A 23,190-nucleotide genomic window follows, 5' to 3' on the forward strand; every position below is an offset into this window, starting at 1 on the left:
TGGTGCCATGCGGCCGACGGAAGCACCGCTCGACTGGACACGCGTGGACGTCGCGGTCCCCCGCGCCCCGCTCCGGACGCCGGGGGCCGCCATGGCCGGCTTCCGCCACGGCGTCTCCGCGCCCGTGGACATCGCGATGGTCGCGCACCCCGCCGTCACCCTGCTCGTCGATCTGAGCGGGGAGGGGGAGCTCGTCCACCGCGCGCGGGACCGGCACGGGCGCGGCAGTGTCGTCGTCGGGCTGCTCCCCGGTGACTTCCGGGCGGGCGGCCTGGTCGGCGAGTGCCTCCAGATCCGGCTGGAGCCGGTCGTGGCGGCTTCGGTGTTCGGGGTGTCGGCCGGATCGGACGGGGCGGTGGTGTCCCTCGCCGACGTCTGGGGCCGTGAGGCCGAGCGGTTCGAGGAGGGGCTGCGCGCCGCCGGGTCGTGGGAGGACCGGTTCGCGCTCGCGGCGGACGTCCTCGGCCGGCGGCTCGGGGCCGGCCCCCGGGTGGATCCGGAGGTCGCCCACGCCTGGCGGCGGACGTTCGGCCGCCGGGGGCGGGTGAGGGTGGACGGCCTCGCGGACGAGGTCGGCTGGAGCCGCAAGCGCCTGTCGGCCCGCTTCCGTTCCCAGCTCGGGGTGACGCCCAAGCGGGCCGCCCGGCTGGTGCGGTTCGACCGCGCCGCCCGTCTCCTCGCGGCGGGGCACGCCGCCGCCGACGTCGCCGCCGGGAGCGGTTACGCCGACCAGTCCCACCTCCACCGCGAGGTACGGGAGTTCACCGGCCTCACGCCCTCGGCGGTGGCCGTCGCGCCGTGGCTCGCGATCGACGACGTCGCCTGGCCGGCGTCGTCGCCCGCCCGGCGCCCGGCGGACCGCGCCTGAACGGTACGGCTGGTGGGTCGCGCTCCGTACCCGGTACGGGGGCTGCGGGCGGTCCTGGTGGAGCCGGGGCGCCTCCTGACGGCACGGGGAGCCCGGCCGGGGGTGCGGCCTCGGGGCTCACTCGTACAGCGCCGCCCGCAGGTGGGCGGTCAGGGCGTCGCCCGACACCTCGGTCCAGGTCGCCCCGGGCGCCCCGACGCGTACGAACTCGTAGCGCCCCTCGTCCGGCTCGTGCACCAGGACCTGGCGGCTCGCCCCGTCCATCGGGTCCACCCGCAGGCGGACGGCGCGGTGCGTCATCGTCGGGAACGCGTTCCGCAGCACCCCGTCCGCGTGGAGGCGGCGCAGGAGGTCCCGCTGCCCCCGGTGGTACGCGGACGACAGGAGGCCGGCCCACTGCGCGGCCGTGGGCTCCCCGGCCGCGAGCGCCCCGGTGAACCCGGCGAGGTCCAGGAAGCCGAACCGCGCCCCGAGTTCGTCGTACGGCACGCCCTCCCGCCACGTGGCGATCGTCTCCACGAGTGTGCCGAGGTCGTCCGTGGCGCCGATGTCCCAGCCGAAGTCGGGGATGTGGACGCGCAGTCGGAACAGGCGCTCCCCCGGCGCGGGGTCGACCGACAGGTAGCCCCTCGTCGTCTCGACGGCGAGGGCGTCCGTGGCCCAGGGCGGCAGCCCGACGTCACGGCCGCGCCGCGCCGCCTCCGCCCGCAGGGCCGCCACGAGACCGCCCGCTGCGGTCACGTCCGGGTACGGGTCTCCTCCATGGCCCTGCATCTCCGCCTCCTCGCCGGTCGCCCCCGGCTCCGCCCGAAGGCCCGGCGCAGGCGTCCCCGGGGTGGGGGTCCCGGGGTGCGAGGAGAGCAGGTCGAGCATCCGCTCTTCGAGCCGGTCGCGGTCGAGCCGCTGCTTCGGCGCCGGTCCGGCCGGCCGGCCGGGGACGGGGCACGGGCATGGCCGATTGTCCCACCGGCCCGGAGGGCGTTGTCAGTGGGGACTGCCACGATCTCCGCAAGCCCTGACGACGGAGAGAGCGAGTACGCCATGGGTACCTGGGACATCGGCCCCTTCGACAACGACACCGCCGCCGACTTCTCCTACCGGGTGGACGAGGCCCCGGCGGAGAAGAGGGCGGAGGTGCTGCGCGGTGCCTTCCGCGAGGTGAACGACACCGGCGGGGAGTACCTGGACGCGGACCTGGCGGTGGAGGCGATCGCCTCGGCGGCCCTGCTCCCGGCCCAGTGCCCGGGCGGGGAGCCGGTCACCACCTCGTACGGCCCGAAGGAGCCGCTGCCCGTGCTCCCGGCCGCCCTGCGCCCGGAGGCCGTGGCGGCCCTGGACCGCGTCCTCACCGAGCCCTCCGAACTGCTCGAACTGTGGGAGGAGTCGGACGGGGAGGAGTGGAAGGCGGGAGTACGGGGGCTGCGGGCGGTGCTGGCGGGGGCGTGAAGGGCGCCGGGAACCCTCCTCAGCCGTCGAGCGCGTCCCGCAGTCCCCGTCCCGTCATCGCGACGACGGCGGCCGTCTCGCGCAGGCCGTCCGGGAGGTCGGCGCGCCGGGCCCCGTCGCCCACGAGGACGCCGTCCGGGAGGACGACGGCGGCTTCGAGGCGGTGGGCCAGTTCGGCGACGACGTCCAGGACGTCGCCGGACGGGAAGCGGTGCACGCCGACGCCGTCGGTGCTCACGTGCAGCTCCGCCTCTCCGCCGTCGGCCGTCCGGATCACCAGCTCGGTGGCGTCCGGGGACGCGGCGACGACGTGGGGCGCCAGTACGTCCCGTACCACCCGGTCGTCCAGCGCCTGCGGTTCGCCGCCGACGAACCGGTGCAGGGAAAGTCCGTGGCCCACCGCCGGAAGCCCTCAGCCCCGGCCGAAGGCCCGGCGCAGGGGCCCCGGGGGTGGAGGCTCGGCGGGCGGGGGCTCGTGGGCGTGTTCCAGGACGGCGGCGGAGACACGGACGTGGGTGGTCGTCGTGGACGGGCTCCCGGTGGACTCGTCCCAGCGGGAGTGGGCGATCTCCACCAGCCAGTTCGTCTCCGAGACGCGGAAGACCCGGCGGCCCGTGGCCCCGGGGTCGTCGGAGTCGCCGCCGGACGCGCCGCAGGTGCGGGCCAGTTCGGCCGCCCGCGCGAGGGCCCGGTCCCGGTCGCCGTCGACCGGGACCGTGCGGACCAGTTCCCATGCGCGGTGGGTCCAGGTCGTCGTCTCGACCAGGATCCACCAGCTCCCGACGTCGTCCATGCCGCCTCCCCCTCGTCGCGGCCGAGCGTAATCGACGGCCCCCCGGGCACCCGAACGGTGTTCGTTACGCTCCCCGCATGGCGAGCATGCAGGGGGCCGGACACTGGCGCGCGTCCGTCGTGGACCATCGGCGGGCGGAGGGCCTGCCCCCGTACGAGCGGGCCCGGCCCGCCGGTGAACCCCTCGCCCGCCGGGGCGACCTCGCCGTCCACGGCTCCCCCGGAGCCATCACCCTCCGCGACGCCGACGGGCGCACCCGCTGGACCCATGCCTGCGCCGGGCGTCCCGACGCCGCCCACCTCTCCGGCGACCGCGTCCTCGTCACGACCAGCTCCCTGGAATACACCCCCTGGGGCCTCCTCGGCCCCGCGCTCCTCCTCGACCTCGCCGACGGCCGACTCGTCGCCGAGCTCCGGGGCGAGCGCGCCGCCGCGCGGGGCGGCGGACGGTTCGTCCTCGGCCTGGAGGGTTACGGGGAGTTCGTGACGCGTGAGTACGACCGCGAGGGCGCCGAGACCGACCACTGGCCCTCGTACGGGCACTACGTCGTCGGCACCGGGCTGCGCGTGGTCGAGGCCGACCGCCGGCTGCCGACCGGGAACCGGGTCGTCCGGCTCCTCCCCGGCGGCACCGTCGTCCCCGGCCCGCCCCTGAGCGACCCCCAGCCCCCGAAGCCGGTCGTCCTCCCCGACGGGACGGTCCTCCTCCTCGACGGGCCCGCCGTCCGCGCCGTCGGACGCGACCTCGACACGTACGTCCTCGCCGACCTCGGCCCCGCCGCCGGGCCGCGCGCCGCCCCGACCGTACGGGCCCTGCGCCGCGACGGCGACGGCCTCGTGGCCGTGGTCGCGGAACAGCACGCCGCCGAACCGACCCGCTACACCGTGGACACCTGGACCCTCACCCTGCGCGGCGGCGCCTGACCGCGAGCACCACGCTCGCGACGGTCGCGCCGACGGCGGTCACCGCGAGGACGAGCAGCCCCGGGTTCACCCACCACGGCACGATCTCCGTCCCCCGGCACACCAGGCTGACGGGGAGCGCGCTGCTGTGGTCCGGGTAGACCTTCGTCCCCGCCTTGAACCAACAGGCGTCCTCGGGGAACAGGAACGGCATGTACGAGAGGCCGTACAGGTGCAGCGCGCCGCCCGCGAGGTAGGCGAGCGCGGCGATCCAGGCGGCCTTCTTGGCGGCGGTACGAGGGGTGCGGGGCGCCCGGGGCCAGGGCGGTTCGTCGCCCCTGCGGGCCCGCACCAGGCCCACATACGTGATCCCCGCCCAGGTCGGCAGGACCAGGGCGAGGATCACCATTCCCATGAGGGTCGCCACCGTCAGTGGCCGATGCGCCCCTCGGCGGCGGCCGTCACGAAGGCCGTGAACGCGGCCGGGGTGGCGAGGAAGGCGGGGCCTTCGGGGTTCTTGGAGTCCCGGACCGCGATGTGGGCGGCGAGGTCGGCGACCTCGATGCACTCGCCGCCGGTGTCCGAGCTGTACGAGGACTTACGCCAGCGCACGTCCGTCAGGTTCCGGTCGGTCCGCATATCGTTCCTCCATGACGCGGGCGATCAGTTCGACCGACTTCTCCACCGAGAGAGCAGCGGCCCGCAAGTGATCGTAACGGAGCGACCCTTCCCGGAAAGCGGCTGGATCAGCCGTCATATGCCCACGGACGAAGTCCTCGGTATAGACGAGATCCGGGTCGTCCTCGAAACGCAGCATCGTGAAGGAGCCCGGCAGCCCCGCGTGTGCCCCAGCCGAGAACGGGAGGATCTGGATCTTCACCCACTCCCGCTCCTGGATGCGCAACAGGTGGGCGAGTTGTTCTCGCATGACCTGCTTGCCGCCGATCTCCTGATGCAGTACCGCCTCACCCAGGATGACCCAGATCAGCGGCGGGGTCTCGCGGTCCAGGATTCGCTGCCGGTCGATGCGAGCCTCGACCTTGGCGTCGAGGTCGTCCTCGGTCCTGGCGCCCAGGACGGCACGGGCGTACGCATCCGTCTGGAGCAGGCCGTACACCAACTGGGCCTGGAAGGTGGAGATGTACGTCGCTCGCGCCTCCAGGTCCGCGTACGGCTGGAACCACGTAGGCAGCTGGCTCTTCAGCACAAGGCCCACCAACCGCGAGAACGTCCCGCCCGTCATCAACGCGGCGTCGAGTTGTTCCGAGAAGCGCCTCGTCGGGACCTTCTTGGCCGTCTCTATCTGGCCGATGAGCGAACCCGTGCAGTAGACCACCCCACCGAGCTGCCCCTGGTTCAGTCCGGCCGCCTCCCTCAGACGGCGTAATTCCGCTCCGTAATAGTCCAGCGGCGAGGCGCTGGGATCGAGGTTGCGGATGTTGACCACGGCGAGGTCACCCCCCAGATCGACGCGACGAGACGTTGTGTTCGGGTCGTAGCCGAGCGTAACGAAAAGCGTCCACGCTGGGGGCATGAATCAGGCAACAGACCTCTATCCTGCGGAACTTGCATCGAGTTACCGCATGGGCTTCACCGTGGGTGAGCACTCGGCCGGTCACATGCGTCGCATCCTGCACATGTTCCTCACGCGGTGGGAACTCGTCCGATTGTCCGACTCCGCGACCCTCGCGCTCACCGAGCTGGTCGCGAACGTCGTACGGCACGTGCCGGGGCGCCGCTGTTCCGTGCTGATCCTGCGGGAGCCGCACGGGCTGCGGGTGGAGGTGGCGGACGGGGTGCCCGGGACCGTGGTCGCGAAGGCGGGCGGGGAGCTGGACGAGGGCGGGCGGGGGCTCGTGCTGGTGGAGGCCGTGACGGACCGGTGGGGGGTCGAGGAGCGGGCCGGCGGGAAGACGGTGTGGTTCGAGTGCGACGCGTAGGGCACGATGGGCGCCCGTACCGCCGTACTCGTCAGTAGGAGCCACCATGTCCGAGCCCAGCCCCGAGATCCTTGCCGCCTTCGAGGCCGCGAAGGGCTTCATGCCCGTCGGGGAGGGGCTCGCGCTGTACGGGGCGGCGACCGAGGCCGCGAAGCTGGGGCTTCCGCTCCTGGAGGTCGGGACGTACTGCGGGCGGTCCACGGTCCTGCTCGCGGACGCGGCCCGGCGGGCGGGGACGGTCGCGGTCACCGTGGACCACCACCGGGGCAGCGAGGAGCAGCAGCCCGGGTGGGAGTACCACGACCCGACCGTGGTGGACCCCGAGGTCGGGCTCATGGACACGCTGCCGACCTTCCGGCGGACCCTGCGCAAGGCGGGCCTGGAGGAGCACGTGATCGCGGTCGTCGGGCGGTCTCCGCAGGTGGCGAAGGTGTGGGCCGGGCAGCTCGGGTTCGTGTTCGTCGACGGCGGGCACACCGACGAGCACGCCTCGAACGACTACGAGGGCTGGGCCCCCAAGGTCGCGCCCGGCGGTCTGCTCGTCATCCACGACGTCTTCCCGAACCCGGAGGACGGCGGCCAGGCCCCGTACCGGATCTACCTCCGCGCCCTGGAGTCGGGCGACTTCGAGGAGGTCTCGGTGACCGACTCGCTGCGGGTGCTGCGCCGCCGCTGAGGCGGGAACGGGCCGGGAACGGGCGGTGGCCGCCCCCTCGTTCGAGGAGAGCGGCCACCGGTCGGGGACTCGCGTCAGAACCCGGACGTCACGTACAGGCAGTTCGTGTAGCTGTAGTTCGGTTCGATCTTCGTCTTGCTGATCTTCGTGTCCCCGCCCGTCGACGTGCTCGTGCCGGCCCGCTTCTGGAGGAAGTGGTAGTTGCCGGCGGGCAGCAGCAGGGTCGCCTTCGGGTACTTCGAGGCCGGGCCGGTGCACGCCTTGACCTTCTTCGGGTCCAGGAAGACCGAGCTGGGGTACTTGGTGCAGGTCGCGCACGCGTTCAGCGTGATCTTGCCGGTGGTCGGGCCCGTGTAGAGCAGTTCGACCGAGCCGGGGCCGTCGTTGCTCACCACCATGACCATCCGGGCGCCGCCGGGGGCCTTCGCCGGGGGCAGGCTCTTGCCGGCCTCGGGCTCCTCGTCCGCGATCTCGGCGGCGATGGCGATCGAGCGCGCGTGCGCGGCCTTCGGGCTGTTCGGGTAGTCCTTGGCGAACTGGGTCATCGTCGTGGCCGCGTCGCCGAACTCCTTGCTCCTGAACTGCGAGGTCCCGCAGGCGAAGTCGCCCTTCTCGACGGCCGCCGCGGTCTCCCGCGAGGCCCCCGCGAAGGTGGCGTCCGGCAGGGCGTCCACGGAGCTGCGGAGCGCGCGCAGTTCCACGACGGTGCCGCAGGGGACGGCCCCGCCGTCGACGGCCGCGGACCGCGTCTTGATCGCCTCGCGGACGGCCGGTTCGACGCGGGTCGCCTGGGGCGACTGCGGGAAGGTGTCGAGGAGTTCGTTCAGGCTCTTCTCGGCGGGCGGTTCGGCGGTCTGCACGCCGAGCGCGGCCGTCCCGCACCCGTAGAGCGACTCGGCCAGCGGCTCGTCCGTCTTCGCCGGACGGGTGCCCAGGAGGTCCTTGTCGACCGTCCCCGGCAGGCCCCGCAGGTGCTTGAGCGGCGCGACCGCCTTGCAGAAGTCCTTCTTGTCGTACGGGGCGGAGAGCTGCGCGTAGTACGCGTCGAGGCGCGCGGGGACCAGCTTCCCGGCCCGCGAGCCCGCGTGCTTCGTGCCGAGCTCCTGGTAGGTGGCGAGTGCGAGGCGGTAGAGGGGCTCGGCCCGGTCGAAGAGGAGCCCCTGGCCGGACTTCACCCGCTCGTCGGCGACGGTGAGGCGCGCGAGGAGGGCCTCCTCCCTCGCCTCCTCGCGGGCCGCCCCGTACGCGAGGGAGCCGCCGGCGGGCACCGCGAGCAGCACCAGGGCGAGCGGCAGCGCCAGGCGCCGGACGGCGGCGCCGACCCGGAGGGTGGCGCGCAGGCCGCGGCGGAAGCCGTCGGCCGCGGCGGCGAGCAGCAGGACGCCGTAGCCGACGAGGACGCCGATGGGCACGCCGTCGACGTCGGCGGGCAGCGCGACCACCAGCAGGGCGGCGGTGGCGAGCCAGCAGAGCGCGGCGCCGATCCATTGGCGCAGGAGCACGTATCCCAGGCCGAGGCCGGAGAGGTTGAGCAGGGCGATCGCGGCGGCCTGCGCCGGGTTCGCGGGGCCGGGCGGCTGCGCGGGCGGCGGCGGGCCGTACCCGGGAGGCCCGTACCCCGGCGGTCCGTACCCCGGCGGCGGCCCGTAGCCGGGCGCGGTCGCGGGCCCGGGCTGCGGGAAGCCGTACCCGGACGCGGCGGCGGCGCCCGCCCCTACGGGCACGGCGCCGGAGGGGTCGCCGGGCGGCTGGCCGGGGGCGTGCGCCGCGGCCTGCCCGAACGGCTGGCCGGGGGGCTGCCCCGGCTGCTGGCCGAACGGCTGCCCCGGGGCCTGCGGCGGTGGGCCGAAGGCGAGCGTGGGCGTCGCGGGCGGCTGCGCCGGCGGGGGCGGGGTCGTCGGGGCTCCCGGAGAGCCCGGGGGCTCCGGGGCCCGGTCCGCCGGGGGCACGGGGGCCCAGGGCGGTGCCTCCGGCACCGGGGCCACGCGCGGGTCCGGGGGCGCCGGGCTCCGGTGCCGGTCCTGGTCCTGGTCCTGGTCCTGGTTCGGTGCGTGCCCGTCCGGGATCCTGTCGGCCGGTTCGGGACGTGCGTCGTTCGGTTCTTCCCCCACCACGGTCCCCCTCGTGGGTCCATGCGCGGTGGCACCCCACCGTCGCGTCCTATGGCTACCCTTCACCGTCCCCGCACACGCGTCCACCGTTCTTCCCCGGCGGTGACCAACCCGGGACGTACTCCTGCGGGATTTCGCCTCTCGCAAGGCCTAAAGTCGCGGGGTGCCGAACGACCACCGGAAGACCGCCCGCCGCCCCCTCGCCCTCGTCCTCGCCGCCACGGGCTGCTGCGCCGTGCTCGCCGGGTGCGGGGCTGCCCCGGACCCGGCCGCCCCTCCGTCCGGCAAGGGGCCGGAGCGGTCGGCGACCCGGAGCGCCCCGGAGCCGAGTCGTACCCCCTCCTCCCCCGCCCCCACGGCTCCGGAGAACCGTTCCCTCGCCGGGCGGACCGTCGTCGTGGACCCCGGCCACAACCCCGGTAACTTCCAGCACTCCAAGGAAATCAACCAGAAGGTGAACATCGGGACGAACCGCAAGGAGTGCGACACCACGGGCACGTCGACGAACGACGGGTACTCCGAGGCCTCCTTCACCCTCGACGTCTCCCACCGGCTGCGGGACCTGCTCACCGCGCGCGGGGCGAAGGTGGTGCTCACCCACGACGCCGACCGCCCCTGGGGCCCCTGCATCGACGAGCGGGCCCGGATCGGGAACGCGGCCCGCGCCGACGCCGTCGTCTCCGTCCACGCGGACGGTTCGGCCGTCGGCAACCGCGGATTCCATGTGATCCTCCCCGCACGCGTCCGGGAGGGCGCCGCCGACACCGCGAAGATCGTCGGCCCCTCCCGCGAGCTGGGCGAACGGATCGCGGACCGGTTCGCCCGCGCCACCGGCACCGCACCCGCCAACTACCTCGGAAACGGTACGGGGTTGGACGTACGGGACGATCTCGGCGGACTCAATCTCTCAACCGTCCCCAAGGTGTTCGTCGAATGCGGCAATATGCGTGATCCGAAGGACGCGCAGCTGCTCGCGTCGGCGGCGTGGCGGCAGAAGGCGGCGCAGGGGATCGCGGACGGCATCGCCACCTACCTCCAGGGGTAGAACCGGCGGGCGATAGATTCTCCGTACGATGGGGCCGCCCCCCCCTGCCATGACCCGAGCGCCACTCCGACGCGCCGACGACCGACGCGACGACGACCCGACGAAGGACTTCTCACGTGAATATCCGCTCCCTCACCCGAGGCGATGGCGTGCTGATCGGTGCAGCGGTGGTGCTGTTCATCGCCTCGTTCCTCGGCATCTCCGGCTGCGAAGGCCCCGCTTCGTTCTGCGACCAGTTCGACAGCCCGAACTCGTGGGAAGCGTCGCCGCTGGGCTGGGGCTCCTTCTTCCTCGGCATCGTCGGCGCCGGTCTCGTCGTCGCCTCCCGCGCCCTGCCGCAGCAGCGCAAGGTCGCCGGTCTGGAGCTCGGCCAGGTCGGCACCGCGTTCACCATCGCCTCCGCGTGGACCCTGCTCATGTGGATCTTCGAGGCGACCAGCGCCGGCGCCGGTCTGATCCTCGGCCTGATCGCCTCCCTGGTCCTCGCCGCCGCCGCGGTCGCCGGTCCGCTCGTCCCGGCCCTCAAGGCCCCGCTGGTCGGCGCCCCGCGTCCGCAGACCCCGCAGCCGTACGGCATGCAGCCGGGCCAGCCCGGCCCGCAGGGCGTCCCCGGCGGCTACGGCTACCCGGGTGCGCAGCAGCAGCCGTACGGGGGCGCGCACGACGCCTCGCACGGCGCCGGCCACCCGTTCGGCGCGCAGGGCGGCGCCGCCCCGCAGCCCCAGCCGCAGGCCGCCCAGCAGCCCGAGCCGCAGCAGGCACCGGCGCAGCCGGCCTCGGACTTCGCCCCGTTCTGGTTCGCGGTCCCGGTCGCCCGCCCGCTGTACGCGGAGGACGGCGGACAGGCCCCGATCGCCGAGCTGGCACCCGGCACCTGGTACCTGGCGGTCGAGCAGCGCGGCCAGGCCCTGGTGGCCCAGACCCAGGACGGGCGCCGCGGCGTCCTCCAGGACACCACCGGCATCCAGCGCGGCTGACGGCTTCCGTACACGGCTCGCGAACGGCCCCCGAGCGGATCGAGCATCCGGTCGGGGGCCGTTCGCCGTTCCCGGGGCTCAGCCCCCGAGCTGGGACGTGCTGGGGACCTGGTCCTTGACCTCCGCGCCCGCGCTCCTGCCCGCCTCCTTGACGCTGTTGATCACGCTCTCGAAGGCGCCGACGTCCCCCTCGCCCACCTCGCCCTTGCGGAACTTGGTGCCGAGGTCCTTGAGCGAGTCGATCCCGGCGGTGAGCGGCGCGACCGCCTTGGAGAGGAGCGGGTCGCCCTTGGCGTTCTCCGCCGCCGCCTTGAGCCGGTTGTAGGCGAACGCGCCCGCGAGACCGGCCTTCACCAGGGCGAAGGTGCGCCCGTCCGCGCCCTTCTTGAACGTGCCCGCGCGGTACGGCTTCACGATCCACTGGTACGTGGCGCCCGCGGCCAGACCGGCGTTGGCCACGAACCGGGTCTTGGCCAGCTTCTGCCGCTCGGCGCTGCCCGAAGGGGCCGGGGACGCCGACGGGTTCACGGAGGCGCTCGCGCCCGCGCCGTCGTCGCCGCCGCAGGCGGCGGTGGTCAGGAGCAGGGCGCAGCACAGCGGCAGCGCGACGGCTCCGCGCGACAGGGCTTTGCGCGAGAGGGGCCGGGGCGAAGGGGTGCGGGGCGTAAGGGTTCCGGGCACGGCGGGACCTCCTGGGGGCTGTGGCGCCAGCCTCGCCCCGGGCCCGTACGGGCGCCACCGGGGCGACTCCGTACGGGTATCCCCGTCGTCGGGCTCAGGCCCCGCAGCAGTCCGGTTCGAGGCCGGTCGGAAGGCGTTCGCCGCCGAAGACGGCGACCGTGGCCTCCTCGCCGCCGAGCGCGGCCACCGCGAGCAGCAGGGACCCGGCGGTCCAGCTCGTCTGCTCCTCGGGCCACATCGCCTTGTCGGCCTCCGTGGCGCCCTCGAAGACGTACCCCGTCCAGTACATGCCGTTCGCGGCCCGCAGGTGCTGGATGTCCTGGAGGATCGTCAGGGCCCGGTCGGACTCGCCCACCGCCCAGAGGGCGAGGGCGAGTTCGCAGCTCTCGCCGCCGGTGACCCACGGGTTGGGGACCACGCAGCGCACGCCGAGGCCGGGCACGACGAACGCGTCCCAGGACGCGTCGATCCGGGCCTTCGCCTCCTCGCCGGTGACCGCGCCGCCGAGGACCGGGTAGTACCAGTCCATCGAGTAGCGGGACTTGTCGAGGAAGCGCTCGGGGTGGCGGCGGATCGCGTGGCCGAGGGCCCCGGCCGCCAGCTCCCAGTCCGGCTGCGGCTCCTCGCGGGCCTCGGCGACGGCGAGGGCGCAGCGCAGGGCCTGGTGGATCGAGGAGCTGCCGGTGAGGAGGGCGTCGGCGACGGGCTCGCCGGACGGCTCGCGCTTCCAGCCGATCTGGCCGCCGGGCTGCTGGAGCCCGAGGACGAACTCGACGGCGGCGTAGACGACGGGCCACATCCGGTCGAGGAAGGCGTCGTCGCCGGTGGCGAGGTAGTGGTGCCAGACGCCGACCGCTATGTACGCGGTGAAGTTGGTCTCCCGGCTCCGGTCGGTGACCCGCTCCGCGTCGCCGTCGTGGTAGGCGGCGTACCAGGAGCCGTCGCCGTTCTGGTGCCGGGCGAGCCACGCGTAGGCACGGGCGGCGGCGGCGTGCTCGCCGGCCGCGTCCAGGGCCATGGCGGCCTCGGTGTGGTCCCAGGGGTCGAGGTGGTGGCCGCGGAACCAGGGGATCGCGCCGTCCTCGCGCTGGACGGCGAGTATCCCGGCGACGGTCTCGGCGGCCTGCTCGGCGGTGAGGACGCCGGGCAGGACCAGGTGTTCCGCGATCCGCTCGGGACTCGTCACGCGGCATCGGCCTTCGGGAGGTGCGGCTTGGTCGCGTACACCACGAAGCTCTTGCCGACGACCGGGTTGAGCAGCTGCTCGGCGACCCGGGTCAGGGCGGGCTTCTTCATGATGTCCCAGACCAGGAGCTTGTGGTACGCGCGGACCGGCAGGGCCTTGTCGTTGTCGACGCCGAAGGCGCACTTGAGCCACCAGTACGGCGAGTGCAGCGCGTGCGCGTGGTGGGTGCCGTACGGCTTGAGGCCGGCCTGCCGGACCTTGCCGAGGAGTTCGTCGGCCTTGTAGATGCGGATGTGGCCGCCCTCGACCTCGTGGTACGCGTCGGAGAGCGCCCAGCAGACCTTCTCGGGGCCGTAGCGGGGGACGGTGACGGCGATCCGGCCGCCCGGCTTGAGGACGCGGACCATCTCGGCGAGGACGCCCTTGTCGTCCGGGATGTGCTCCATGACCTCGGAGATGATGACGACGTCGAAGGACTCGTCGGGGAAGGGCAGGTTGAGGGCGTCGCCCTCCATCGCGGTGGCGGTCGCGCCGGCGGGGGCCTCCCCGGCCTCCTCCATGGCCGCGAACCACTTGGCGACCTCGCGGATCTCCTCGGCGTTCTGGTCGAGGGCCACGACCCGGGCGCCGCGCCGGTAGCACTCGAAGGCGTGCCGGCCCGCACCGCAGCCCAGATCGAGCACGCGGTCGCCGGGGGCGAGCGGGAAGCGGGTGAAGTCGACGGTCAGCACGAGGGCCTGCCTTCGCGGTCGGGACGGGGGCGGTGCGGGTGGGGGTCGTTCGAGTGGTGCGGGTGCGGGTTCTCCGGGTCGTGCGGGTGCGCGGTCCCGGTCACCGGCGGGGGCCTGGCGAGGCGGCGCCCCGGCGGGCGATCGCCTCGCGGTACAGCTCGGCCGTGCCCTGGGCCGCGCGGGCCCAGGTGAAGCGGTCGAGGACCCGGGCGCGTCCGGCGGCGCCGAGCCGGGCGCGCAGCTCCGGGTCGCCGAGGACCCGGCCGAGGGCGGCGGCGAGGGCGCCCGCGTCGCCGGGCGGCACCGCGAGGCAGGTCTCGCCGTCGGGGCCCGCGACCTCGGGGATCGCGCCGCCGGTGGTGGCGACGAGCGGGGTGCCGGTGGCCATGGCCTCGGCGGCGGGCAGCGAGAACCCCTCGTACAGCGAGGGCACGCAGGAGACCTGGGCGGAGCGGACGAGGTCGACGAGCTCGGCGTCGGTGATGCCCTTGACGAACTCGACGGCGCCTTCGAGGCCGTACCGCTCGATGGCCCGGGCGACCGGGCCGTCCTCGGCCCGCTTGCCGACGACGACGAGGTGCGCGTCGGGGTTCTCGGTGCGGAGCTTGGCGAGCGCCTCGATCAGGTGGATCAGGCCCTTGAGGGGGACGTCGGCGCTGGAGGTGGTGACGATCCGGCCGGGGACCTCGGCGACCGAGGGGTCCGGGGACCAGAGGTCGGTGTCGGCGCCGATGTGGACGACCCGGATGCGGTCCTCCCGTACGCCGAGGTGCTCGACGATCTCCTGGCGGGAGGTGCCGGAGACGGTGAGCACGGACGGCAGGCGGCGGGCGACCCGCTTCTGCATGCTGGTGAAGGCGTACCAGCGGCGGACCGAGAGGCGGCGCTTCCAGCCGTCGGCGGCGTCGAGTTCGAGGCCCCGGTCGACGGTGATGGGGTGGTGGATCGTGGTGACCAGGGGCGCGCCGAGCGCGCGCGGGCCGCCGAGGAGTCCGTACCCGAGGGTCTGGTTGTCGTGGACGACGTCGAAGTCGCCGCGGCGGGCGGCGAGCATGCGCCGGGCCCGCAGGGAGAAGGTGAGCGGCTCGGGGAAGCCGCCGGTCCACATGGTGGCGACTTCCAGGGCGTCGATCCAGTCGCGGTACTCGTCGCGCTTCGGGGTCCGGAAGGGGTCCGGGGAACGGTAGAGGTCGAGGCTGGCGATCTCGGTGAGCGGCACGCCCTCGTCGAGGGTCGGGTACGGCTGGGAGCCGATGACCTCGACGGTGTGGCCGAGGCGGGCCAGCTCGCGGGAGAGGTGCCGGACGTAGACGCCCTGGCCCCCGCAGAAGGGGTTCCCCTTGTACGTGAGGAGAGCGATCCGCAACGTGGGGGTCCCCCCTGTTCGAGCACGGCCGAGAACTCGGGGGATGTCACCGGGGTCGGTGACGCCCTGTCGGGGGCCTGCCTCTACGGCCTCGGCGGTCATGCGCGGCCCCCTTCGAGCGTGCGTTTCGCCGGAGCGTAACCGCTGGCGTTAATCTAGAACAAGTTACAGACTCGCCCGTCGACCGGTCGTTCCCGGCCGCCGTCCGTCCGTCGCCCAGTCGCCGCCCGGCCGTCCGGGAAGGACAGAATCTACCGGCAGGTAGCGCCGCGGTGAGATCCGGAGCGGGTGATTCACGCCACGGCCCCGCCGCCGCCATACTGTCGCTCCCCACCGCACGGAACGGGACCCCATGACCGCAGAGAACAGAGCGGACCTCGGCACCGGCCACGGCGCGGACCACGCCCTCGGCCACGGCACCGCCGCACCCCTGACGGAGCGCCAGGAGGCACGGCGGCGGCGCATCCTGGACGCCAGCACGCGGCTCGCCTCCCGGGGCGGGTTCGACGCCGTGCAGATGCGGGAGGTGGCCGAGGAGGCGGGCGTGGCCCTGGGCACGCTGTACCGCTACTTCCCGTCGAAGATCCACCTGCTCGTCGCGGTGATGCAGGACCAGCTCCGGCACCTGCACACCACCCTGCGCAAGCGGCCCCCGGCGGGCGCGCACCCGGCGGAGCGGGTCGCGGAGACCCTGATGCGGGCCTTCCGGGCGCTCCAGCGGGAACCGCAGCTGGCCGACGCGATGGTGCGGGCGCTGATCTTCGCGGACCGGGGGGCGAGCGCCGAGGTGGACGAGGTCTCGCGGCTGACGACCGCGATCGTCCTGGACGCGATGGGGACCGGACAGCCGACGCCGGAGCGGCTGTCGGCGGTCCGGGTGATCGAGCACACCTGGCACTCGGCCCTGATCACGTGGCTGTCGGGGCGGTCCTCGATCGCCCAGGTGAAGATCGACATCGAGACGGTGTGCCGGCTGATCGGGCCTTCGGCCTGATCGGGACGGCGTCGCCTTCCGGCGGGCCGCCGTTGCGGCTACTGCCCGTCGGTCCCGTCCTCGGAGAACGGGAGGCGGGAGCGGATCTCGTCGGTGCAGGCCTTGTCGGCGGCGCTCACGCTGATCAGTCCCGTCTCGAAGGCCCGGAACTCCGCCGACAGGGTCCAGCCGCGCTTCGTGAAGTACTTGTGGACGATCTGGACCGTCCCGTTCTCGTCCTTGCGCTCGGGCACCTCGAAGGACGGCTGCCAGCCGCGTTCGCGCAGCTCGCCGATCACCGCCTCGTACCGTTCGAGGCCGACCTTCTCGTCCTCCGTCCCGTAGCCGCGGTAAGAGGCATCGCAGCGGGTCGCGGTCATCTCCGCCACGTCCGGATCGTTGGCCGGGGCCCCCGCGTCCGCGGCCGACGCCTCGATGTCCGCCTGGGCCGAGGCCTTCGTGACCGGACCGGTGTCCTCGGCGCGGGGCGTCGCCGAGGGGGCGGCGGACGCCCCGCCCCGCTTCCTCGCGTCGTCCGCCCCGCCGCAGCCCGCGACGCCGAGCACCACGGCCGCCCGGACCGCCGTCCCCTTGCGCATCTTCTTCCCCACCCCTTGTCCCCCGCCCCTGTCGACCGCCACCGGGCGGTGATCGTCCGGCGGCGGTCGCAGGAGTGTCGCGCAGGGCCGGACGTGACGGTCCGTCCGTTTCCGCGGGCCGGTGCGAGGCCGCTCACACCCACCGTGAACAGCGGGTACGGGCCGGTACAGTAAGCGGGTCGTCATCATGCCCGTACGGGGGGAAACCGGTGGAAATCCGGTACTGACCCGCAGCCGTGAGCCGCCCCGAGGGGCAGGTGAGTCGGAATGCCCCGGACGGGACGTGACCGCCGGCACCGTCGAGGAATACGGAGCCGAGCCCGGTGCCCCAGGCGTGCCGTGCCCGGCCGCAGGAGAGGGCCCCATGAACACCGTCCGCCGCGCCGCCGCCACCGCGCTCGCCGCCGTCGCCGTACTCGGCACCGGAGCAGTCGGGCAGGCCTCCGCCGCCCCCTCCCCGACCCCCTCCACCGGGAAGCTCCCGGCCGGCCTGTACGGCACGAAGGACCCGACGTACGACGGCGTCTGGCGCCAGTCGCTCTCCTTCCTCGCCCAGCGCGCCACCGGCTACCAGCCCGCCGACCAGGCCGTGGAATGGCTCCTCGGCCAGCAGTGCGACGACGGCGCCTTCCCCTCCTACCGCGCGGACGCCACGAAGCCCTGCGACGCGAAGACGATGCGGGACACCAACGCCACCGCCGCCGCCGTCCAGGCGCTCGCCGCCGTCCGCCGCCAGAGCGCCGCCCCCCAGAAGGCCGACCAGGCCGTCAAGGCCGGCTCCGACTGGCTGAGGTCCGTACAGAACAAGGACGGCGGCTGGGGCTACAGCGCGGGCGGCGCCAGCGACGCCAACTCGACCTCCGTCGTCGTCGGCGCGCTCGCCGCGACCGGCGTGCGCCCCACCGCGTTCACCTCCGCCGAGGGCCGCACCCCCTACGACGCGCTCCTCGCCTTCGCCCTGCCCTGCTCGGACAAGGAGGGCCCCGGCGCCTTCGCGTACCAGCCGGACAAGGCCGGGAAGCTGTTCGCCAACGCCGACGCCACCGCCGCCGCCGCCCTCGCCGGGCTCGGCAAGAGCATGGTCGCCACCAAGGCCTCCCCCGAACAGGCCCCCACCTGCACCGACCTGTCGAAGCCGACCCCCGAGCGGGCCGCCCTGAACGGCGCCTCCTACCTGGCGAAGACCCTCGCGACGACCCACCACCTCGTCCAGCCGCCGATGCCGGGCGCCACCGACACCGCCGAGCAGCCCGACTTCGGCAACACCGCCGACGCCGTCGTCGCGCTCTCCGCCGCCGGCGCCTCCAAGGAGGCCATGCCCGCCCTGGAGTGGCTGGAGAAGAACTCCGCCGCCTGGGCGAAGGAGAGCGGCCCGGCCGCCTACGCCCAGCTGGTCCTGGCCGCCCGCGCGACGGAGACCGACCCGCGCAAGTTCGGCTCGGTCGACCTGGTCGAGCAGCTCAACGCCGCCGGGCCCGCGCCCAAGAGCCCCGACACCTCCGCCTCCTCCACCACCGCCGACGAGGAGGACTCCGGCTTCGACCTCTGGTGGATCATCGGCATCGGCACGGTCGTCGGCGTCGGCATCGGCTTCCTCCTGAGCGGCCGCAAGAAGTGACCGCCACCGCCGTCGGGACCCCCACGGCCAGGACCACCGCCAGGGTCGCGGGCGCCGCGGCCGGGGCGCTGCTGACCCTCGCCGGGGTCGCGGCCGCCCCGGCGCACGCCGCCGGCTACCGCTACTGGTCGTACTGGGAGAGCGACGGCGGCAAGCCCTGGGCGTACGCCACGCAGGGCCCGGCGACCGCCCGGCCCGCCGACGGCGACGCGGTCGGCTTCCGCTTCGCGGTCAGCAAGGAGGCCGACGACACCGCCAAACCCACCGCCGCCCCGGACTTCACCCGGATCTGCGGGAACGTGGCGGCGAAGGACGGCACGAAGCGGATCGCGGTCGTCGTCGACTTCGGCGGCCCGGCCGACGCGCCGCCCGGCGAGACCCCGCCGACCCCGCGCATCACGACCGGCTGCGCGCAGGTCCGCCCCGACGCGACCGGCGCGGAGGCGCTCGCCGCCGTGGCGAAGCCGCTGCGGTACGACAGCGGGGCCATGCTGTGCGGGATCGCGGGCCATCCGGCGCGGGGCTGCGGCGAGGAGGTGGGCGAGGAGCCGACGGCCTCCCCCGCCGCCGCGGCGAAGGAGAAGCAGGACGACGGCGGTGGTGGTCCGTCCGTCGGCGTGCTCGCCGGCGGGGCGGCCGTCCTGGCGCTCGGCGGGGCGGCGATCTGGAAGGCCCGCCGCCGGGGATGAGCACCGCTTCTGGTCGCGACGGTTCCGGTCGCGACGCCTCCGGTCGTACCGCCTACGCCCGCAGCGCCCCCACTCGCAGCGCTCCTGGCCGTACCGCCTCCGCCCCCACCCCCGCCCCCGCACGCGGCGTGTTCCGGAAGGCGTTCGACGCCCTCTCGGCTCCCGTCGCGACCCGGGCCAACGCCCTGCACGCGGGCGCGTGGTGGTTGTGGGCGCTCGGTCTGGCCGTCGCCGCCTCCCGGACCACCAATCCGCTGCTGCTCGGCCTGATCGTCGGCGTCGCCGGCTACGTCGTCGCGGCCCGCCGCACGGACGCGCCCTGGGCCCGCTCGTACGGCGCGTTCGTGAAGCTGGGCCTGTTCGTGGTGGCCCTCCGCGTCCTCTTCTCCGTGTTCCTCGGCTCCCCGGTCCCGGGCACCCACCTCCTCTTCACCCTGCCCGAGGTGCCGCTGCCCGACTGGGCGCAGGGGGTGCGGATCGGGGGCCGCGTGACGGCCGAGCAGGTGCTCTTCGCGGTGTACGACGGCGCGAAACTGGCGACCCTGCTGATCTGCGTGGGCGCCGCGAACGCGCTCGCCAACCCGGCGCGGCTGCTCAAGTCGCTGCCGGGAGCCCTGTACGAGGCGGGGGTCGCCGTCGTCGTGGCGATGACCTTCGCGCCGAACATGGTCGCCGACGTGGTCCGGCTGCGGACCGCCCGCCGACTGCGGGGCCGCCCCACGGGCGGGGTCCGGGCGGTCCTCCAGATCGGCCTGCCGGTCCTGGAGGGGGCCCTGGAGCGCTCCGTCGCGGTGGCGGCGTCGATGGACGCGCGGGGCTACGGGCGGACGGCCCACGTCCCGGCGGCCGTGCGCCGCACCACGAACGTCCTGACCCTCGGCGGGCTCCTCGGCATCTGCGCCGGCTCGTACGGGCTGCTCGCGGCGGAGGGCGCGGGGTACGGGCTCCCGCTGCTCGGCGCCGGGCTGCTCGCCGCCGTGGCCGGGCTCCGGCTCGGCGGGCGCCGGACCGTACGGACCCGGTACCGGCCCGACCGCTGGGGCGCCCGGTCCTGGCTGGTGGCCGGGTCCGGGGTGGCGGTCGCGGTCCTGATGATCCGGGCGAACGCGTACGCCCCGGAGGCGCTGCACCCCGGGGTGGTCCCCCTGGCGGCCCCGGAGCTGCCGCTGCTGCCCGCGCTGTCGATCCTGGTGGGCCTGGTGCCGGCGTTCGTGGCCCCCGTACCCGAGGAGAACCCGTGATCCGCTTCGAGAACGTCTCGGTGAGGTACGAGGAGGACGCCGAGCCGACGCTCCGGAACCTCGACCTCACCGTCCCGGAGGGCGAACTGGTCCTCCTGGTGGGCCCCTCGGGCGTGGGCAAGTCGACCCTGCTCGGCGCGGTGTCGGGCCTGGTCCCCCACTTCACGGGCGGCACGCTGACCGGCCGGGTGACGGTCGACGGCCGGGACACCCGCACGCATCCGCCGCGCGAGCTGGCGGACGTGGTGGGCACGGTGGGGCAGGACCCGTCGGCCCACTTCGTCACCGACACGGTCGAGGACGAGCTCGCGTACGGGATGGAGTCCCTGGGGCTCGCGCCCGGCGTCATGCGGCGCCGGGTCGAGGAGACCCTGGACCTCCTCGGGCTCGCCGAACTCCGCGACCGGCCGATCGCGACGCTCTCCGGCGGGCAGCGCCAGCGGGTCGCGATCGGCTCCGTCCTCACCCCGCACCCCAAGGTCCTCGTCCTCGACGAGCCGACCTCCGCGCTCGACCCGTCGGCGGCGGAGGACGTCCTCGCGGTCCTCCAGCGCCTGGTCCACGACCTCGGCACGACGGTCCTCCTCGCGGAACACCGCCTCGAACGCGTCGTCCAGTACGCGGACCAGGTCCTCCTCCTCCCGGACGCTGTCATGGGCCCCCCGTCCGCCGTCATGTCCGTCTCCCCGATCCACCCCCCGGTGGTCACCCTGGGCCGCCTGGCGGGCTGGACCCCGCTGCCGCTGACGGTGCGGGACGCGAGGCGGAGGGCGGGGGGCCTGAAGGAGCGCCTGGAGCCCATGGTTTCTGCGGGGATCCCTGCGGGGCCTCTCCCCCTCCCCTCCCCTTCCCGAAACCGGGGCTCCGCCCCGGACCCCGGTCCTCAAACGCCGGACGGGCTGAATACGCACACCAAGGCCGACGCCCCCGGTTTCGGGAAGGGGAGGGGTGGGGGATTCTCCCTCTTCCCGCGCAGCCGACGCCGACCGCAACACACCGACACACCCCCCACCACCCCCCTCGTCCTCACCACCTCCCTCCACGTCCGCCGCGCCCGCGTAGAGGCCCTCCGCAAGATCGACCTCCGCGTCGACCCCGGCGAGACCGTCGCCCTCATGGGACGGAACGGTGCCGGGAAGTCGACCCTGCTGGCCGCGCTCGTCGGCATGATCGCCCCCACCTCCGGCACCGTCCGGATCGCGGGCCGGGCCCCGCACGCCACCGACCCGCGCGAGCTGATCCGGCAGGTCGGCCTGGTGCCGCAGGAGCCGAGGGACCTGTTGTACGCGGACACCGTCGCCGCCGAGTGCGCGGCGGCCGACGCGGACGCGGACGCGGCGGACGGCACCTGCCGGGCCCTGGTGTCCGAGCTGCTGCCGGGCGTCGCGGACGACACGCACCCCCGGGACCTCTCCGAGGGGCAGCGCCTCGCCCTCGCCCTGGCCGTCGTCCTGACCGGCCGCCCCCCACTGCTCCTCCTGGACGAGCCGACCCGGGGCCTGGACTACGCGGCCAAGGCCCGCCTGGTCGAGCACCTGCGCGCCCTCGCGGAGGACGGGCACGCGATCGTGCTCGCCACGCACGACGTGGAGCTGGCGGCCGAGCTGGCCCGCCGGGTGGTGATCGTCGCGGACGGCGAGGTGGTCGCGGACGGCCCGACGGCCGAGGTCGTGGTCTCCTCGCCCGCGTTCTCGCCGCAGGTGGCCAAGATCCTGGCCCCGCAGCCGTGGCTCACGGTCGAGCAGGTGGAGCGGGCCCTGGAGGAGGCGCGGTGAGCGCCCTCCGCCTCGGCCCCCGCTCGGTCGCCGCCCTCGTCCTCGTCTCCCTGATCGGGATCGGCGCCTTCTGCTGGCCCCTCTTCGCGGACGCCGACTCGGCGGTGACGTCGCACGCCGGTGACGCCCCGTGGCTGTTCGCCGCCCTGCTGCCGCTGCTCGTCGCCGTCGTGGTGGCGACGATCGCGGACTCCGGCATGGACGCGAAGGCGGTCGCGATGCTGGGGGTGCTCGCCGCCGTGGGCGCGGCGCTGCGCCCGCTGGGCGCGGGGACGGCCGGCCTGGAGCCGATGTTCTTCCTGATGGTGCTGAGCGGCCGGGTCCTGGGCCCGGGCTTCGGCTTCGTCCTCGGCGCGGTGACGATGTTCGCGTCCGCGCTGCTCACGGGCGGTGTGGGCCCCTGGATGCCGTTCCAGATGCTGTCGATGGGCTGGTTCACGATGGGGGCCGGGCTGCTGCCGGGGCAGCGGACGCTCCGGGGCCGGGCCGAGCTCCTGATGCTCTCCGCGTACGGCTTCGCGGCGGCGTTCGCGTACGGCACCGTCATGAACCTCCAGGGCTGGGTCCTGCTCCAGGGCCTGAGCAGCGGGATCTCCTTCCAGCCGGGCGCCCCGCTGCACGAGAACCTGGCCCGCTTCCTGGCGTACGTCACCGCCACCTCCCTCGGCTGGGACCTGGGCCGGGCCGTGCTCACGGTGGTCCTCACGCTCACGGTCGGCGGCACGCTCCTGCGGGCGCTGCGGCGGGCGACGAAGCGGGCGAACTTCGAGGCCCAGGTCACATTCGAGGGCCCGGAAAAGGCCGCTGCGAGTGAGGCGCCCCACAGGACCTAGGTCACGTACGAACCGGAATAGTAGACGTGCGGAACCACCCAAAGCCCCACTCAAACCTCCATAACCTGCGGAAACGGGACTCACCCCACCCCCGGGACGTTCCTCACGGGTCCGAAGCTTCCTCGTACAGGGGGTCGTTGCGTCGGCGTTCCGGCCCTGCTTCTCTGGTGGACGTCGCCAGGCAGCCGGTGCTCACCGCAGCGCCTCAGGCAGACCGGTTCCCCCAGTCCCCGGGTCCCCCGGGCTCTGGTTCCGGCTTGCCGAAAACGCCCGGCGCGGCCTCTGTCCCCGAAGTTAGGTAGAAACCTTGATCCGCTCGCTCACCACTCGTGTCGCCGCCCGCAAGAAGACCTTCGCCGCCTCCGCAGCCGTGCTGCTGGGTGCGTCGGGTGCGGTGCTCGGCACGACGGGCTCGGCCTCGGCCGCCAGCCCGCAGGATGTCGCGCGACAGATCGTTCCCGCCTCGCAGTACGCGTCCTTCAGCAAGATCGTGGCCCACGAGTCCGGCTGGAACCACAAGGCCACCAACTCCTCCAGCGGCGCCTACGGCCTGGTCCAGGCCCTCCCGGCCTCGAAGATGTCCTCGGCCGGCTCCGACTGGAAGACGAACCCCGCCACCCAGATCAAGTGGGGTCTCAACTACATGAACGAGCGCTACGGCTCCCCGAACGCCGCCTGGGCGTTCTGGCAGGCCAACGGCTGGTACTAAGAGTCCCGCCACCGCACAGCGCGCACACGCA

Annotated in this window: 26 protein-coding genes and 1 riboswitch; of the genes, 14 read left to right on the forward strand and 12 right to left on the reverse strand. The window is 74.3% G+C overall.

Annotated elements, in window-relative coordinates; genetic code table 11:
* Window positions 1-7: 7 nt before the first annotated feature.
* Window positions 8-868: a helix-turn-helix domain-containing protein gene (locus CP977_RS10435; RefSeq protein WP_152369969.1), complete on the forward strand. Its 861-nt coding sequence runs from the start codon at window positions 8-10 to the stop codon at window positions 866-868.
* Between the two features lie 117 nt (window positions 869-985).
* Here CP977_RS10435 and CP977_RS10440 read toward each other — a convergent pair whose 3' ends face one another.
* Entirely contained in the window at window positions 986-1,642 is a 657-nt protein-coding gene (locus tag CP977_RS10440) for a hypothetical protein (RefSeq protein WP_109186112.1), read from the reverse strand.
* 267 nt (window positions 1,643-1,909) lie between these two features.
* Between CP977_RS10440 and CP977_RS10445 the strand changes: the two genes are divergently transcribed.
* Window positions 1,910-2,314, forward strand: coding sequence for a DUF4259 domain-containing protein (locus CP977_RS10445; protein ID WP_152369970.1), 405 nt, complete (start codon window positions 1,910-1,912; stop codon window positions 2,312-2,314).
* 19 nt (window positions 2,315-2,333) lie between these two features.
* Here the strand turns inward: CP977_RS10445 and CP977_RS10450 are convergent, their stop codons facing one another.
* Window positions 2,334-2,714 carry a hypothetical protein gene (locus tag CP977_RS10450; protein WP_152369971.1) on the reverse strand — a complete coding sequence of 127 codons (381 nt, stop codon included), beginning with the start codon at window positions 2,712-2,714 and terminating at the stop codon, window positions 2,334-2,336.
* Window positions 2,715-2,726: 12 nt separating this feature from the next.
* Entirely contained in the window at window positions 2,727-3,107 is a 381-nt protein-coding gene (locus CP977_RS10455; RefSeq protein WP_109185833.1) for a hypothetical protein, read from the reverse strand.
* A gap of 77 nt (window positions 3,108-3,184) precedes the next feature.
* On the opposite strand from CP977_RS10455, the gene CP977_RS10460 reads away from it, so the two are divergent.
* Window positions 3,185-4,030 carry a hypothetical protein gene (locus CP977_RS10460; RefSeq protein WP_152369972.1) on the forward strand — a complete coding sequence of 282 codons (846 nt, stop codon included), beginning with the start codon at window positions 3,185-3,187 and terminating at the stop codon, window positions 4,028-4,030.
* Here the strand turns inward: CP977_RS10460 and CP977_RS10465 are convergent.
* From CP977_RS10465 to CP977_RS10475, 3 genes are read right to left on the reverse strand one after another with little or no spacing between them, the layout of a single operon-like run.
* A complete protein-coding gene (locus CP977_RS10465; RefSeq protein WP_152369973.1) occupies window positions 4,008-4,424 on the reverse strand; it encodes a hypothetical protein in 417 nt (138 codons plus the stop codon). The two genes, CP977_RS10460 and CP977_RS10465, sit on opposite strands and share 23 nt — an antisense overlap.
* A gap of 14 nt (window positions 4,425-4,438) precedes the next feature.
* Window positions 4,439-4,621 carry a DUF397 domain-containing protein gene (locus tag CP977_RS10470; RefSeq protein ID WP_229991673.1) on the reverse strand — a complete coding sequence of 61 codons (183 nt, stop codon included), beginning with the start codon at window positions 4,619-4,621 and terminating at the stop codon, window positions 4,439-4,441.
* Window positions 4,608-5,456 carry a helix-turn-helix domain-containing protein gene (locus CP977_RS10475; protein ID WP_109186113.1) on the reverse strand — a complete coding sequence of 283 codons (849 nt, stop codon included), beginning with the start codon at window positions 5,454-5,456 and terminating at the stop codon, window positions 4,608-4,610. Before CP977_RS10475 ends, CP977_RS10470 begins: the two co-directional genes overlap by 14 nt.
* 85 nt (window positions 5,457-5,541) lie before the next feature.
* On the opposite strand from CP977_RS10475, the gene CP977_RS10480 reads away from it, so the two are divergent.
* Both CP977_RS10480 and CP977_RS10485 read left to right on the forward strand, forming a co-directional pair.
* Window positions 5,542-5,949: an ATP-binding protein gene (locus CP977_RS10480; RefSeq protein WP_062756095.1), complete on the forward strand. Its 408-nt coding sequence runs from the start codon at window positions 5,542-5,544 to the stop codon at window positions 5,947-5,949.
* Between the two features lie 46 nt (window positions 5,950-5,995).
* Window positions 5,996-6,625, forward strand: a complete 630-nt coding sequence (locus CP977_RS10485; protein WP_062756093.1) for a class I SAM-dependent methyltransferase — start codon at window positions 5,996-5,998, stop codon at window positions 6,623-6,625.
* Between the two features lie 74 nt (window positions 6,626-6,699).
* Here CP977_RS10485 and CP977_RS10490 read toward each other — a convergent pair whose 3' ends face one another.
* Window positions 6,700-8,736, reverse strand: a complete 2,037-nt coding sequence (locus CP977_RS10490; protein WP_229991682.1) for a hypothetical protein — start codon at window positions 8,734-8,736, stop codon at window positions 6,700-6,702.
* 163 nt (window positions 8,737-8,899) lie between these two features.
* Here CP977_RS10490 and CP977_RS10500 point away from each other — a divergent pair, with 163 nt between their 5' ends.
* Together CP977_RS10500 and CP977_RS10505 are read left to right on the forward strand one after the other, a co-directional pair.
* Window positions 8,900-9,781: an N-acetylmuramoyl-L-alanine amidase gene (locus CP977_RS10500; protein ID WP_152369974.1), complete on the forward strand. Its 882-nt coding sequence runs from the start codon at window positions 8,900-8,902 to the stop codon at window positions 9,779-9,781.
* Window positions 9,782-9,897: 116 nt separating this feature from the next.
* A complete protein-coding gene (locus CP977_RS10505; protein WP_079131224.1) occupies window positions 9,898-10,758 on the forward strand; it encodes a DUF5336 domain-containing protein in 861 nt (286 codons plus the stop codon).
* Between the two features lie 78 nt (window positions 10,759-10,836).
* Here the strand turns inward: CP977_RS10505 and CP977_RS10510 are convergent, their stop codons facing one another.
* The 4 genes from CP977_RS10510 to CP977_RS10525 all read right to left on the reverse strand — a co-directional run bounded on the left by CP977_RS10510 (window position 10,837) and on the right by CP977_RS10525 (window position 14,824).
* Window positions 10,837-11,382: a hypothetical protein gene (locus CP977_RS10510; RefSeq protein WP_062757115.1), complete on the reverse strand. Its 546-nt coding sequence runs from the start codon at window positions 11,380-11,382 to the stop codon at window positions 10,837-10,839.
* Between the two features lie 151 nt (window positions 11,383-11,533).
* Window positions 11,534-12,625, reverse strand: coding sequence for a glucosidase family protein (locus CP977_RS10515; protein ID WP_062756086.1), 1,092 nt, complete (start codon window positions 12,623-12,625; stop codon window positions 11,534-11,536).
* Window positions 12,622-13,356, reverse strand: coding sequence for a class I SAM-dependent methyltransferase (locus tag CP977_RS10520; RefSeq protein ID WP_062756084.1), 735 nt, complete (start codon window positions 13,354-13,356; stop codon window positions 12,622-12,624). The genes CP977_RS10515 and CP977_RS10520 overlap by 4 nt, the downstream gene beginning before the upstream one ends.
* A gap of 100 nt (window positions 13,357-13,456) precedes the next feature.
* Complete coding sequence (locus tag CP977_RS10525; RefSeq protein WP_062756082.1) at window positions 13,457-14,824, reverse strand: glycosyltransferase family 4 protein; 1,368 nt, start codon at window positions 14,822-14,824, stop codon at window positions 13,457-13,459.
* Between the two features lie 250 nt (window positions 14,825-15,074).
* Here CP977_RS10525 and CP977_RS10530 point away from each other — a divergent pair, with 250 nt between their 5' ends.
* On the forward strand, window positions 15,075-15,716 hold the full coding sequence (locus CP977_RS10530) for a TetR family transcriptional regulator (protein ID WP_062756080.1): 642 nt from the start codon (window positions 15,075-15,077) through the stop codon (window positions 15,714-15,716).
* Between the two features lie 38 nt (window positions 15,717-15,754).
* On the opposite strand, the gene CP977_RS10535 is transcribed toward CP977_RS10530, so the two are convergent.
* On the reverse strand, window positions 15,755-16,294 hold the full coding sequence (locus tag CP977_RS10535; protein ID WP_152369975.1) for a hypothetical protein: 540 nt from the start codon (window positions 16,292-16,294) through the stop codon (window positions 15,755-15,757).
* A 199-nt stretch (window positions 16,295-16,493) separates the two neighbouring features.
* A riboswitch (cobalamin riboswitch) is annotated at window positions 16,494-16,567 on the forward strand.
* 91 nt (window positions 16,568-16,658) lie between these two features.
* Here CP977_RS10535 and CP977_RS10540 point away from each other — a divergent pair.
* The 6 genes from CP977_RS10540 to CP977_RS10565 all read left to right on the forward strand — a co-directional run bounded on the left by CP977_RS10540 (window position 16,659) and on the right by CP977_RS10565 (window position 23,159).
* On the forward strand, window positions 16,659-17,912 hold the full coding sequence (locus CP977_RS10540; RefSeq protein ID WP_062756075.1) for an SCO2321 family membrane protein: 1,254 nt from the start codon (window positions 16,659-16,661) through the stop codon (window positions 17,910-17,912).
* On the forward strand, window positions 17,909-18,601 hold the full coding sequence (locus CP977_RS10545) for an SCO2322 family protein (RefSeq protein ID WP_152369976.1): 693 nt from the start codon (window positions 17,909-17,911) through the stop codon (window positions 18,599-18,601). The genes CP977_RS10540 and CP977_RS10545 overlap by 4 nt, the downstream gene beginning before the upstream one ends.
* Window positions 18,598-19,842 carry an energy-coupling factor transporter transmembrane component T gene (locus CP977_RS10550; protein WP_229991672.1) on the forward strand — a complete coding sequence of 415 codons (1,245 nt, stop codon included), beginning with the start codon at window positions 18,598-18,600 and terminating at the stop codon, window positions 19,840-19,842. Before CP977_RS10545 ends, CP977_RS10550 begins: the two co-directional genes overlap by 4 nt.
* The gene (locus tag CP977_RS10555; protein WP_152369977.1) at window positions 19,839-21,617 is read left to right on the forward strand and encodes an ABC transporter ATP-binding protein; all 1,779 of its coding nucleotides are present in this window, start codon (window positions 19,839-19,841) and stop codon (window positions 21,615-21,617) included. Before CP977_RS10550 ends, CP977_RS10555 begins: the two co-directional genes overlap by 4 nt.
* Window positions 21,614-22,450 (forward strand): ECF transporter S component, encoded by an 837-nt coding sequence (locus CP977_RS10560; RefSeq protein WP_152369978.1) that lies wholly within the window; start codon window positions 21,614-21,616, stop codon window positions 22,448-22,450. Before CP977_RS10555 ends, CP977_RS10560 begins: the two co-directional genes overlap by 4 nt.
* A 307-nt stretch (window positions 22,451-22,757) precedes the next feature.
* The gene (locus tag CP977_RS10565; RefSeq protein WP_030208416.1) at window positions 22,758-23,159 is read left to right on the forward strand and encodes an aggregation-promoting factor C-terminal-like domain-containing protein; all 402 of its coding nucleotides are present in this window, start codon (window positions 22,758-22,760) and stop codon (window positions 23,157-23,159) included.
* Window positions 23,160-23,190 lie beyond the last annotated feature (31 nt).

Source organism: Streptomyces cinereoruber (assembly GCF_009299385.1).
Classification (GTDB): Bacteria; Actinomycetota; Actinomycetes; order Streptomycetales; family Streptomycetaceae; genus Streptomyces; species Streptomyces bikiniensis.

Coding starts and splice junctions, on each gene's coding strand:
- CP977_RS10435 (WP_152369969.1), top strand. CDS start 8: ATGCGGCCGACGGAAGCACCGCTCGACTGGACACGCGTGGACGTCGCG.
- CP977_RS10440 (WP_109186112.1), bottom strand. CDS start 1,642: ATGCAGGGCCATGGAGGAGACCCGTACCCGGACGTGACCGCAGCGGGC.
- CP977_RS10445 (WP_152369970.1), top strand. CDS start 1,910: ATGGGTACCTGGGACATCGGCCCCTTCGACAACGACACCGCCGCCGAC.
- CP977_RS10455 (WP_109185833.1), bottom strand. CDS start 3,107: ATGGACGACGTCGGGAGCTGGTGGATCCTGGTCGAGACGACGACCTGG.
- CP977_RS10460 (WP_152369972.1), top strand. CDS start 3,185: ATGGCGAGCATGCAGGGGGCCGGACACTGGCGCGCGTCCGTCGTGGAC.
- CP977_RS10465 (WP_152369973.1), bottom strand. CDS start 4,424: ATGGGAATGGTGATCCTCGCCCTGGTCCTGCCGACCTGGGCGGGGATC.
- CP977_RS10480 (WP_062756095.1), top strand. CDS start 5,542: ATGAATCAGGCAACAGACCTCTATCCTGCGGAACTTGCATCGAGTTAC.
- CP977_RS10485 (WP_062756093.1), top strand. CDS start 5,996: ATGTCCGAGCCCAGCCCCGAGATCCTTGCCGCCTTCGAGGCCGCGAAG.
- CP977_RS10525 (WP_062756082.1), bottom strand. CDS start 14,824: ATGACCGCCGAGGCCGTAGAGGCAGGCCCCCGACAGGGCGTCACCGAC.
- CP977_RS10530 (WP_062756080.1), top strand. CDS start 15,075: ATGACCGCAGAGAACAGAGCGGACCTCGGCACCGGCCACGGCGCGGAC.
- CP977_RS10535 (WP_152369975.1), bottom strand. CDS start 16,294: ATGCGCAAGGGGACGGCGGTCCGGGCGGCCGTGGTGCTCGGCGTCGCG.
- CP977_RS10540 (WP_062756075.1), top strand. CDS start 16,659: ATGAACACCGTCCGCCGCGCCGCCGCCACCGCGCTCGCCGCCGTCGCC.
- CP977_RS10550 (WP_229991672.1), top strand. CDS start 18,598: ATGAGCACCGCTTCTGGTCGCGACGGTTCCGGTCGCGACGCCTCCGGT.